This window comes from Aquipseudomonas alcaligenes (assembly GCF_003205495.1).
In the GTDB taxonomy this organism is placed as follows: domain Bacteria; phylum Pseudomonadota; class Gammaproteobacteria; order Pseudomonadales; family Pseudomonadaceae; genus Aquipseudomonas; species Aquipseudomonas alcaligenes_B.
Genome location: NZ_QJRX01000002.1, coordinates 273,401 through 284,191 on the forward strand (window position 1 = coordinate 273,401; position 10,791 = coordinate 284,191).

The 10,791-nt window shown below is 66.4% G+C and carries 11 protein-coding genes; 4 read left to right on the plus strand and 7 right to left on the minus strand.

What is annotated here, in order from left to right:
• Positions 1 to 40: 40 nt before the first annotated feature.
• From rhlB to DMO17_RS04005, 4 genes are all read right to left on the minus strand, one after another.
• Complete coding sequence (gene rhlB / locus DMO17_RS03990; protein ID WP_110681017.1) at positions 41 to 1,450, minus strand: ATP-dependent RNA helicase RhlB; 1,410 nt, start codon at positions 1,448 to 1,450, stop codon at positions 41 to 43.
• A 92-nt stretch (positions 1,451 to 1,542) separates the two neighbouring features.
• On the minus strand, positions 1,543 to 2,703 hold the full coding sequence (locus DMO17_RS03995) for a dipeptidase (RefSeq protein ID WP_110681018.1): 1,161 nt from the start codon (positions 2,701 to 2,703) through the stop codon (positions 1,543 to 1,545).
• Positions 2,704 to 2,799: 96 nt separating this feature from the next.
• Positions 2,800 to 3,738 carry a GGDEF domain-containing protein gene (locus DMO17_RS04000; protein WP_110681019.1) on the minus strand — a complete coding sequence of 313 codons (939 nt, stop codon included), beginning with the start codon at positions 3,736 to 3,738 and terminating at the stop codon, positions 2,800 to 2,802.
• 242 nt (positions 3,739 to 3,980) lie between these two features.
• On the minus strand, positions 3,981 to 4,640 hold the full coding sequence (locus DMO17_RS04005; RefSeq protein WP_110681020.1) for an alpha/beta hydrolase: 660 nt from the start codon (positions 4,638 to 4,640) through the stop codon (positions 3,981 to 3,983).
• Between the two features lie 392 nt (positions 4,641 to 5,032).
• Here DMO17_RS04005 and DMO17_RS04010 point away from each other — a divergent pair, with 392 nt between their 5' ends.
• From DMO17_RS04010 to DMO17_RS04025, 4 genes are all read left to right on the plus strand, one after another.
• Complete coding sequence (locus DMO17_RS04010; RefSeq protein WP_110681021.1) at positions 5,033 to 6,061, plus strand: amino acid ABC transporter substrate-binding protein; 1,029 nt, start codon at positions 5,033 to 5,035, stop codon at positions 6,059 to 6,061.
• 98 nt (positions 6,062 to 6,159) lie between these two features.
• Positions 6,160 to 7,344, plus strand: coding sequence for an amino acid ABC transporter permease (locus DMO17_RS04015; protein WP_110681022.1), 1,185 nt, complete (start codon positions 6,160 to 6,162; stop codon positions 7,342 to 7,344).
• 10 nt (positions 7,345 to 7,354) lie between these two features.
• Complete coding sequence (locus DMO17_RS04020; RefSeq protein ID WP_110681023.1) at positions 7,355 to 8,452, plus strand: amino acid ABC transporter permease; 1,098 nt, start codon at positions 7,355 to 7,357, stop codon at positions 8,450 to 8,452.
• Between the two features lie 10 nt (positions 8,453 to 8,462).
• On the plus strand, positions 8,463 to 9,224 hold the full coding sequence (locus DMO17_RS04025) for an amino acid ABC transporter ATP-binding protein (protein WP_110681024.1): 762 nt from the start codon (positions 8,463 to 8,465) through the stop codon (positions 9,222 to 9,224).
• A 58-nt stretch (positions 9,225 to 9,282) separates the two neighbouring features.
• Here the strand turns inward: DMO17_RS04025 and DMO17_RS04030 are convergent, their stop codons facing one another.
• From DMO17_RS04030 to DMO17_RS04040, 3 genes are all read right to left on the minus strand, one after another.
• On the minus strand, positions 9,283 to 9,588 hold the full coding sequence (locus DMO17_RS04030) for a YkgJ family cysteine cluster protein (protein ID WP_110681025.1): 306 nt from the start codon (positions 9,586 to 9,588) through the stop codon (positions 9,283 to 9,285).
• Positions 9,589 to 9,646: 58 nt separating this feature from the next.
• Positions 9,647 to 10,114, minus strand: a complete 468-nt coding sequence (locus DMO17_RS04035) for an outer membrane lipoprotein (RefSeq protein ID WP_110681026.1) — start codon at positions 10,112 to 10,114, stop codon at positions 9,647 to 9,649.
• A 108-nt stretch (positions 10,115 to 10,222) separates the two neighbouring features.
• Positions 10,223 to 10,750, minus strand: coding sequence for a DUF2878 domain-containing protein (locus DMO17_RS04040; RefSeq protein ID WP_110681027.1), 528 nt, complete (start codon positions 10,748 to 10,750; stop codon positions 10,223 to 10,225).
• Between the last annotated feature and the right edge of the window lie 41 nt (positions 10,751 to 10,791).

The window sequence follows — 10,791 nt, forward strand, 5'->3', positions numbered from 1 at the left end:
AAAAAGCCCGCATCGAGCGGGCTTTTTCTTGGGCTGCCGATCAGTGCTTGCGCGGCACCGGCTTGAGCAGTTCTTCCGGCGGCATCTCGCAGGTGATCTTGCGCCCGAGCAGTTCCTCGATCGGTGGCAGGGCGAAGGCGTCGTCCTCGCCGGCGAAGCTGATCGAGGTACCGCTGGCACCGGCGCGACCGGTGCGGCCGATGCGGTGCACGTAGTCGTCCGGCACTTCCGGCAGGGTGAAGTTGATCACGTGGCTGATGGCATCGACGTGGATGCCGCGGCCGGCCACGTCGGTGGCCACCAGCACGCGGATCTTGCCCTCGCGGAAGCCTTCCAGGGTCTTGATCCGCTTGTGCTGCGGCACGTCGCCGGACATCTGTGCGGCGCTGACACCATCGCGCACCAGCTTCTCCTCGATGCGCCGTACCTCGTCGCGGCGGTTGGCGAACACCATCACCCGCTGCCAGTCGTTCTGCGTCACCAGGTTGTACAGCAGCTTGTACTTGTCCTTGCTGGATACGGCGTAGACGTGCTGCTCGACGGTGTCGCTGGCGACGTTCTCCGGCTCGATCTCGACGATCGCCGGGTTGACCGTCCACTGGCGGGCCAGGTTCATCACATCTTCGGTGAAGGTGGCGGAGAACAGCAGGGTCTGGCGCTCGCCCTTCATCGGGGTCTGGCGGATGATCTGGCGTACCTGCGGGATGAAGCCCATGTCGAGCATGCGGTCGGCCTCGTCCAGCACCATCACCTCGACCATGTCCAGGTGCACTTCGCCGCGCTGGTTGAAGTCCAGCAGGCGGCCCGGGGTGGCCACCAGGATGTCGCAGTAGCGCGACTCCAGCTGCTTGAGCTGCTTGTCGAAGTCCATGCCGCCGACGAAGCTCATCACGTTGAGGCCGGTGTACTTGGTCAGGGCCTGGGCGTCCTTGGCGATCTGCACCACCAGCTCGCGGGTTGGCGCGATGATCAGTGCGCGCGGCTCGCCCATGTAGCGTTCCTTGGGCGGCGGGGTCTGCAGCAGCTGGGTGATGGTCGAGATGAGGAAGGCGGCGGTCTTGCCGGTGCCGGTCTGGGCGCGGCCGATGGCGTCCTTGCCCTTGAGGGTGTGGCCGAGGACCTGGGCCTGGATCGGGGTGCAGTAGGGAAAGCCCAGGTCGTGGATGGCGTGCATCAGCTCGGGGGCCAGCTTGAAGTCGTGGAAGCGGGTCTTGCCTTCGGCGGGTTCGACCACGAAGTCTTCCAGCTTCCAGGTATCCACCGGTTTGGCCGGGCGCTCCTGGCGCGGCTTGTCGTTGCGTGCCTTCTTCTCGCGCGGCTTGGTCGCCGGCTTGGGCTGTTCGGCGCGGGGTTCGCGGGCGGCAGCCGGCTGGCTGGCGGGGGTGGAGCTGGTTGGGGTGGGCTGCTCGGCATCGCCCTTGCTGAAGATTTTCTTGAGTGCTTTGAGCACGGGCCGGTCTCGTATTGGTTAAGGAATGAACGCCGGCCAGTGTAATGCAAGAAGCCCGCGCGGCGAAGAGCCGGGCGGGCTGCGCGCGGGGCTCAGTCGGGCAGGCTGGCCAGCAGCAGGTCGCGCACGTTGCCGCCCATGATGGCGGCGATCTCGGCCTCGCTGAAGCCGGCCTTCTGCAGGCCCTCGGTGATCTGCGCCAGGCCGGTGCTGTCGAAGGGCGTGTGCACCGTGCCATTGAAGTCCGAGCCCAGCGCCACGTGGGCCACGCCGACCTTGTCCGCCGTGTAGCGGATGGCGCGGACGATGGCGTCGACCGAGGTCGCGCAGACCGCGGCGTCCCAGTAGCCGATGCCGATCACCCCGCCGCTGGCGGCGATGCGCTTGAGGTGTTCGTCGCTGAGGTTGCGCGGCCCCGGGCAGGTGCCGGCCACGCCGGTGTGGGAGACCAGCAGCGGGCGCCTGGCGACGGCCAGGACTTCATCGATCAGCGCCTTGGATGCGTGGGCCAGGTCGATCAGCATGCGCTTCTCCTCCAGGCGCGCGACGACCTGGCGGCCCAGCGGGGTCAGCCCGCCTTTCTCCAGGCCATGGGCCGAGCCGCCGACCTCGTTGTCGAAGAAGTGGGTCAGGCCGGCGATGCGAAAACCGGCGTCGTACAGGCGGTCGAGGTTTTCCAGTTGGCCCTCGATGGGGTGCAGGCCCTCGGTGGCGAGCAGGGCGGCGACCCGCTGCGGGTCCTGCTGCCAGGCCTGCAGGAAGGCCTGCAGGTCGCCACGGCTGCGTACCAGCACCAGTTGCCCCGCGCTGCCGGCGGCGGCCTGCTCCAGCTTGCCGGCCTGGTACAGGGCGCGTTGCAGCAGGCTGTCCCAGGTCGCCCGCGGCCAGCGCTGGGCCATGGCCAACAGGGTGATGTTGTCGGTATCGCTGGGGTTGCTCTGGTAGTTGATGCCGCGCGGGGTCTTGGTCACGGTGGAGAACACCTGCAGGCCGACGTGGCCCTCGAGCAGGCGCGGCAGGTCGGAGTGGCCGTAGTCGTGGCGCTGCAGCAGGTCGCGTTGCCAGAGCAGGGCGTCGTCGTGCAGGTCGGCGACGAACAGGCGCCGATGCAGTTCCTCGGCCTTGTCGCTGGAGGGGTAGGGGGCGGGGTTGGCCACGCTGTTCATCTGGCGGTCGAGCAGGCCGGGCAGGGCGAAGAAGACGCCGGCGCCGACGGGGGCGAGGAGCAGCAGGGCGAGCAGCAGCTTGCGCATGAGGGGCATCCATTCATTGTTGTTATGCCGCGACTCTAACAAGCCGATGCAGTGCAGGGCGATGAGGCGGCCGATTCGCCGGGGGATTTGGCCGGGTCAGCCGAACAGGCAGTTGCGCCCCTGCTGCTTGGCCTTGTACAGCGCCGCATCGGCCCGCGCGATCAGGCCTTCCAGACCATCCTTGGGCTGCATCTGGGCCATGCCGATGGACACGGTGAGGCCGGGCAGGACGCCCACCGGCGAGTAGAACGAGGTGACCTGCTCCAGGCTCAGGCGCAGGCGCTCGCCGATGGTGCGGGCCTCCTCGGCGTTGAGTTCCGGCAGGAGGATGACGAATTCCTCGCCGCCATAGCGCACCATGCTGTCCTTGGGCCGCAGCTGGTTGCGCAGGGTGTGCGCCACCAGGCACAGGGCATAGTCGCCGGCCAGATGGCCGTGCTGGTCGTTGTAGGCCTTGAAGTGATCGACGTCGAGCATGAGCATGCACAGCGGCTGGCCATTGAAGGCGCAGCGAGTGCTTTCGCGCTCGTACACGTGCTCCAGCCAGCGCCGATTGAAACAGCCGGTGAGGGTGTCGAGGTTGGCGCTCTGCTCGCTGTCGAGGATGATCCGATTGCCCTGGCGTACCCGGTCGCAGAGCAGCTCCAGCAGGTTCTGCATCAGCTCCGGCGACTGCTCGAACAGCTTGACCAGCGACTCGCGGTGCAGACGCAGTATCAGCGAGGGGCGGGTGGCCACCACATAGGCGGAGGGGCGGTCGTTGTCGATGAAGCTGATCTCGCCGGCGCAGTCGCCCGGTGACAGGGTGCTCACCGCCTGGTTGTCGAGGGAGCCGAGGTAGACCTTAAGCTCGCCTTCCAACAGGACGTAGAGGTGCTGGTTGCGGTTGAACGGTGACAGGAGAATCTCGCCGGCTTCCAGTTCGCAAGCACGAAATTCCCCGAGCAGCTTTTGCAGGCTGCTGGCGGCGACGTTCTGGAACAGTCGCGATTGACGGATCTGCTGCAGATCCTGCGGCCAGTGGGCGTTTTTCATCGGTGCAATGAATAACCTGTCCGGCTGCGTCTGTTTGCTGGCATCGCTAACACTCCCTGTCGTGGGGCGAGCACCATTTCTGACCTTATTCCCAGGAATAAGGCCTAGGCAATCCTTGACCCCGGCCTGCCCGACCAGCGGTCAAAGGTGGCGAATGACGCCGCCCGAAGCGTCATTCGCCTGACTGGGCAGGCTTCACTTGGCGCGCCCGTTGCGCAGGGTGACGATGCCTTGACGCAGGCTCAGCCGGCCAGGCACTGGTGCAGCCAGGCGGCGATGTCCTGGATTTCCTCCAGCACCACCTCGTGGCCCATGGGGTATTCATTCCAGGCCACCGGCACGCCATGGGCGGCCAGTGCGTCATGGGCGGCGCGGCCCATGAAGGGCGGCACCACCTCGTCCTGGCTGCCGTGCAGGCAGAGCACCGGCAGGGTCAGGCGGGCGGCGTCCAGCTGCAGGTTCTCGGCGAAGGTCGGGGCGTAGGTGGAGAGCGCCAGCAGCCCGCCCAACGGTCCCTGCCAGCGCAGGAAGGCGGTATGGAAGACCACCGCGCCGCCCTGGGAAAAACCGGCCAGGATGATCCGCGCCGGGTCGATGCCGCCGTCGCGCTGCGCCTCGATGAGATCGATCACCATCTGTGCCGAGGCTTCCATCTGCGGCCTGTCGATGGCCCGCGCCGGGCTCATGGCGAGGATGTCGTACCAGCTGGGCATGGACCAGCCGCCATTGATGGTCACCGGCCGGGTCGGCGCCTGCGGCAGCACGAAGCGGGTGCCCGGCAGCGTCTGCTGGAGCATCTGCGCCACCGGCTCGAAGTCGTAACGGTCGGCGCCCAGGCCGTGTAACCAGATGACGCAGGAGTCGGCGGCGAGGGTGGGTTCGAGTATCAGGGCTTCGTGCATGCTTGCTCCAGGTTGGTGCGCTGACGCCTCCCCCGGGGGCGGCGTGAAATTGTTGTCGGTTGAATCAGTTAAGAAGATGTCGCGTCGGTAAAACTTTGCCTATTGACCCTCGTTAAAAACCGTTCGGTCAGGAAACTGGTACGGCCCTTGCTGTAGCGAACGGGTCCGGCGGGGGCCGCCTCTGGAGCGGAAAGCCGGACGATCTGCTGCGTCTCAATCCCGTATGACCTGCGGGGCGGAGTGGGTGATTCGCCGGTCCGCGGATCGGCATCTAGACTCACTTCAGGTTCGCACCCCGGTTGATCCCGCCATGGTGGCGGGATCGAACGTGCCTCACAAGGGTACGGCGGCAGGACCGAGACTCGACCAAACAAGAACACTTGGAGGTTTTGATGAAGATGGTGAAATCCACCCTGGCGGTATTGACCACGGCTGCGGTGCTCGGCGTGAGCGGCTTCGCTCAGGCCGGCGCGACCCTGGATGCGGTGCAGAAGAAAGGCTTCGTGCAGTGCGGTATCAGCGACGGCTTGCCCGGTTTCTCCTACGCCGATGCCAAGGGCAACTACATGGGCATCGACGTGGATGTCTGCCGTGCCGTGGCCGCTGCCGTGTTCGGCGACGCCTCCAAGGTCAAGTACAGCCCGCTGACCGCCAAGGAGCGCTTCACCGCGCTGCAATCCGGCGAAGTCGACATGCTGTCGCGCAACACCACCTGGACCAGCTCGCGCGACGCGGCCATGGGCCTGAACTTCACCGGCGTGACCTACTACGACGGTCAGGGCTTCCTGGTGAACAAGAAGCTCGGCGTTTCCAGCGCCAAGGAGCTGGACGGCGCTACCGTGTGCATCCAGGCCGGTACCACCACCGAGCTGAACCTGGCCGACTACTTCCGCGCCAATGGCCTGAAGTACACCCCCATCACCTACGACACCTCCGACGAGAGCGCCAAGTCGCTGGAGTCCGGCCGTTGCGACGTGCTGACCTCCGACCAGTCGCAACTGTATGCCCAGCGCATCAAGCTGGCTGCGCCGGACGACTATGTGGTGCTGCCGGAAGTGATCTCCAAGGAGCCGCTCGGCCCGGCCGTGCGCCAGGGTGACGAGGAGTGGTTCGACATCGTGCGCTGGAGCCTGTACGCCCAGCTCAACGCCGAGGAACTGGGCGTGACTTCCGCCAACGTGGAAGAAATGGCCAAGTCCACCAAGAACCCCGACATCGCCCGCCTGCTGGGCGCCGAGGGTGACTTCGGCAAGGATCTGAAACTGCCGAAGGACTGGGCCGTGCAGATCATCAAGCAAGTCGGCAACTACGGTGAAATCTTCGATCGCAACGTCGGTGCCGGCAGCGAGCTGAAGATCGAACGTGGTCTCAATGCCCTGTGGAACAAGGGTGGTCTGCAGTACGCGCCGCCGGTGCGTTGACCGCCATGCCGTCGCCCCCAGTCGCGGGGCGATGGTGTTCCTGATTCCATGAACTCCGCGCCGCCGATTCGGGGCGCGGAGCTTCCATGAGGGCCGTTATGCAAAATCCCCCCATTCCCTCGCGCCCGCGCTCATCGGTCTGGACCGATCCGCAGGTGCGCGCCTGGCTGTTCCAGATCATCGCCGTGGTCGCCGTGGTGGCCGTCGGCTGGTACCTGTTCCACAACACCCAGAGCAACCTGGCCCAGCGCGGCATCCTGTCCGGCTTCGGCTTCCTCGACAACAGCGCCGGCTTCGGCATCTCCCAGCACCTGATCGACTACACCGAGAGCGACACCTACGGGCGCGTCTTCGTCATCGGTCTGCTCAACACCCTGCTGGTGTCGGCGATCGGCATCGTGCTGGCGACCATCCTCGGTTTCATCCTCGGCGTGGCGCGGCTGTCGCCCAACTGGTTGATCAGCAAGCTGGCCACCGTCTATATCGAGACCTTCCGCAACATCCCGCCGCTGCTGCAGATCTTCTTCTGGTACTTCGCGGTGTTCCTGCCGCTGCCCGGTCCGCGGCAGAGCCTGAGCATCAACGACACCTTCTTCCTCAGCAACCGCGGCCTGAACATGCCGTCGCCGGCCATCGCCGAGGGCTTCTGGCCCTTCCTTATCGCCCTGGTCGTGGCGCTGGTGGCGATCTTCTTCCTCGCCCGCTGGGCGCGGCAGCGTTTCGAGGCATCCGGGCAGACCTTCCCGACCCTGATCAGCAGCCTGGTGCTGCTGTTCGGCCTGCCGGCGCTGGCCATGCTGGTGTTCGGCGATCCCTTCCACTGGACGCTGCCCGAACTCAAGGGCTTCAACTTCACCGGCGGCTGGGTGCTGATCCCCGAGTTGATGGCGTTGACCCTGGCGCTGACCATCTACACCGCCGCCTTCATCGCCGAGAACGTACGCTCCGGCATCCAGGCGGTCAGTCATGGCCAGACCGAGGCGGCGCGCTCGCTGGGCCTGCCGGCCGGCAAGACCCTGCGTCTGGTGATCATTCCGCAGGCCCTGCGGGTGATCATCCCGCCGCTGACCAGCCAGTACCTGAACATCACCAAGAACTCGTCGCTGGCGGCCGGTATCGGCTACCCGGACATGGTCTCGCTGTTCGCCGGTACCACCCTCAACCAGACCGGTCAGGCCATCGAGGTCATCGCCATCACCATGAGCGTGTACCTGGCCATCAGCATCAGCATTTCCATCCTGATGAACTGGTACAACAAGCGCATCGCGCTGATCGAGCGGTAAGGAGAAGCGCATGGAAGTCCATCAATTCCGTCCCAGTCTGCCGCCGCCGCGCATGAGCGTGGGCGTGATCGGCTGGCTGCGGGCCAACCTGTTTTCCAACTGGTTCAACACCCTGCTGACCCTGCTGGCCATCTACCTGGTCTGGCTCATAGTGCCGCCGCTGTTGCAGTGGGCGCTGTTCCAGGCCGACTGGAGCGGCACCAGCCGCGCCGACTGTAGCGGCGAGGGCGCCTGCTGGGTGTTCATCCGCGAGCGCTTCGACCAGTTCATGTACGGCTTCTACCCGGAAGAACTGCGCTGGCGCGTGGACCTGACCGTGTGGCTGGTGGTGATCGGCTCGGCGCCGCTGTTCGTCCCCATGATGCCGCGCAAGGCCCTGTATGGCTTGGCGTTCCTGGTCATCTACCCGCCGCTGGCCTTCTGGCTGCTGCACGGCGGCTTCTTCGGCCTGACCGAGGTGGAGACCAGCCAGTGGGGCGGCCTGATGCTGACTCTGGTGATCGCCGCCGTCGGCATTGCCGGTGCGCTGCCGCTGGGCATCCTGCTGGCCCTTGGACGCCGCTCGAACATGCCGGCGATCCGGGTGATCTGCGTCACCTTCATCGAGTTCTGGCGCGGCGTGCCGCTGATCACCGTGCTGTTCATGTCCTCGGTGATGCTGCCGCTGTTCCTGCCCGAGGGGCTGTCCTTCGACAAGCTGCTGCGTGCGCTGATCGGGGTGATCCTGTTCCAGTCCGCCTACATCGCCGAGGTGGTGCGCGGCGGCCTGCAGGCCATCCCCAAGGGCCAGTACGAGGCGGCCGCGGCCATGGGCCTGGGCTACTGGCGGATGATGGGCCTGGTGATCCTGCCGCAGGCGCTCAAGCTGGTGATCCCGGGCATCGTCAACACCTTCATCGCCCTGTTCAAGGACACCAGCCTGGTGATCATCATCGGCCTGTTCGACCTGCTCAACAGCATCAAGCAGGCGACCACCGATCCGGCCTGGCTGGGCATGGCCACCGAGGGCTACGTGTTCGCTGCCCTGGTGTTCTGGATTTTCTGTTTCGGCATGTCCCGCTACTCCATGCGCCTGGAGCGCAAGCTGGACACCGGCCACAAGCGTTAGGAGTCAGACCATGACCGAAGTGAAGAAACAAGCCGCGGCCGAGCCGATCATTCAGCTGCAGGGCGTGAACAAGTGGTACGGCCAGTTCCATGTGCTCAAGGACATCAACCTCGACGTGCAGCAGGGCGAGCGCATCGTGCTGTGCGGACCGTCCGGCTCGGGCAAGTCCACCACCATCCGCTGCATCAACCGCCTGGAGGAACACCAGCAGGGCCGCATCGTGGTCGACGGCACCGAGCTGACCCACGACCTCAAGCACATCGAGGCGGTGCGCAGCGAGGTGGGCATGGTGTTCCAGCACTTCAACCTGTTCCCGCACCTGACCGTGCTGCAGAACTGCACCCTGGCACCGATGTGGGTGCGCAAGATGCCCAAGCGCAAGGCCGAGGAGGTCGCCATGCACTTCCTTGAGCGCGTGCGTATCCCCGAGCAGGCGCACAAGTACCCGGGCCAGCTCTCCGGCGGTCAGCAGCAGCGCGTGGCCATCGCCCGCGCGCTGTGCATGAAGCCGAAGATCATGCTGTTCGACGAGCCAACCTCGGCGCTCGACCCGGAAATGGTCAAGGAGGTGCTGGACACCATGATCGGCCTGGCCGAGGACGGCATGACCATGCTCTGCGTGACCCACGAGATGGGCTTCGCCCGCACCGTGGCGAACCGGGTGATCTTCATGGACCGTGGCGAGATCGTCGAGCAGAACGAGCCCAACGCCTTCTTCGACAACCCGCAGAACGAGCGCACCAAGCTGTTCCTCGGGCAGATCCTGCACTGAGGCGCAGCCGCAACGAACAAGGGAGCCGCAGGGCTCCCTTTTTTGTCGGTGGACGACTTCAGCGGTAGATGGTGGACATCCCCCGGCGCTCGTCCTGGCACTCGGCCGAGCCCATCTCGAACTCGCGGCAGATCAGCGGGCGCACCTCGTAGATGGTGCAGCGCATGTTGTCGCGATCCAGCGCCGCGCACCAGCCGTCGTCCAGGCGGCGCATCACCTCGCCGCCCCAGGCGTCGGTGGCGATGAAGCGCTCTGGCACGCCGGTGTCGCTGATCAGCATGACTTCCAGTTGGCAGCAGCAGGCCGCGCAGTTGCTGCAGCTGAGGTCGCTGGCGGGAAGTTGCAGATGGGGAATGCTGTTCATGGCCGCGCAGTCTACGGCAGGGCGTCCCCGCGCGCTTGCCCGGCCGACCGCTGCCCTGTCACAGCACCACCCGGCTGGCGCCGTTGACCGTGGTGATACGCACCCGGTCGCCGAGGCGCAACGGCTGGGCCGGGTCGACCTCCTGCACATAGGCGCGCAGGCTGCCGTCGTCCTCGCGCACGGTGATCTCCACGCCCTGGCGGCGGGTCAGGCCTTCCTCCGCCGCGGCCCCGGCCATGCCGCCGGCGACGCCGCCGAGCACGGTGGCGATGGTGCTGCCGCGTCCGCCACCGATGCCGCTGCCGGCGATACCGCCGACCGCGGCACCGGCCAGCGCGCCGATCGGCGTGCGGGTGCCCTCGATCTGCACCGGGCGCAGGGACTCGACGGTGCCCAGGCGCACCGTCTGCACGGCGCGGGCATCGTCCCGCGAGTAGCTGGAGCCATTGAGGTTGGAGGCACAGCCGCCCAGCAGCAGGGCGGCGCTCAGGGTGGCAGTCAGCAGCAGGGTCGGGAAGCGTTGCATGGCTAGGTCCTCGTGGACATCTTCAAGATGGCTACAGGTTACGAGGAGGTCGCTGAACGCCGGCTGAACCCTGGCTGAACGAGAGCTGAACGAGTGTGCTGCCGCTGTTCAGCCGAACTGCGCGGCGCGCGCCCGGTACATCCCGGCAAAGCCATGTACCACCACCATCACCCCGGCCCAGATCGCCGCGAGCAGCAGCAGGGTCGGCCACAGCCCCAGCGGCAGGCCGACGCCGGCCAGCTTGGCGCCGCCCAGGTAGGACAGCGGCCCGGCGATGGCCCCGAGCAGGCTGCCCAGCCACCAGGGGCGGGCGCTCCAGGCCAGGCTGTGGTTGAGGCTGGTGGCGAACAGCGCCCACAGCAGGGCCAGCCAGGGCGGCAGCAGGCGGCTGTCGCCGGCGAAGTCGAACACGCCGAGGTTGAGCAGGAAGGTATCCAGCGCACTGCCGAACAGCGCTACGCTGGCCACCAGGCGGCCTTCGGCGCGCCAGCTGGCGACCCAGACGAAGTGTGCGGCCAGGCAGGCCAGGGCCAGGGCCAGCAGCCAGGGGTGGGTGGCGCCGAACACACAGGCGAACCAGCCGGCCTGGAACAGCAGGGCATTGAGGATCAGCGAGCGGGGCGCGGTCAGCTGCATGGCGTTCTCGAATGGTTGGAGACGGCGAGGATAGCCCGATC

Bases quoted from the DNA above. Each gene is read 5' to 3' on its own strand.
- DMO17_RS03995 (WP_110681018.1), bottom strand. From the start codon at position 2,703: ATGCGCAAGCTGCTGCTCGCCCTGCTGCTCCTCGCCCCCGTCGGCGCC.
- DMO17_RS04000 (WP_110681019.1), bottom strand. From the start codon at position 3,738: ATGAAAAACGCCCACTGGCCGCAGGATCTGCAGCAGATCCGTCAATCG.
- DMO17_RS04005 (WP_110681020.1), bottom strand. From the start codon at position 4,640: ATGCACGAAGCCCTGATACTCGAACCCACCCTCGCCGCCGACTCCTGC.
- DMO17_RS04010 (WP_110681021.1), top strand. From the start codon at position 5,033: ATGAAGATGGTGAAATCCACCCTGGCGGTATTGACCACGGCTGCGGTG.
- DMO17_RS04015 (WP_110681022.1), top strand. From the start codon at position 6,160: ATGCAAAATCCCCCCATTCCCTCGCGCCCGCGCTCATCGGTCTGGACC.
- DMO17_RS04020 (WP_110681023.1), top strand. From the start codon at position 7,355: ATGGAAGTCCATCAATTCCGTCCCAGTCTGCCGCCGCCGCGCATGAGC.
- DMO17_RS04025 (WP_110681024.1), top strand. From the start codon at position 8,463: ATGACCGAAGTGAAGAAACAAGCCGCGGCCGAGCCGATCATTCAGCTG.
- DMO17_RS04030 (WP_110681025.1), bottom strand. From the start codon at position 9,588: ATGAACAGCATTCCCCATCTGCAACTTCCCGCCAGCGACCTCAGCTGC.
- DMO17_RS04035 (WP_110681026.1), bottom strand. From the start codon at position 10,114: ATGCAACGCTTCCCGACCCTGCTGCTGACTGCCACCCTGAGCGCCGCC.
- DMO17_RS04040 (WP_110681027.1), bottom strand. From the start codon at position 10,750: ATGCAGCTGACCGCGCCCCGCTCGCTGATCCTCAATGCCCTGCTGTTC.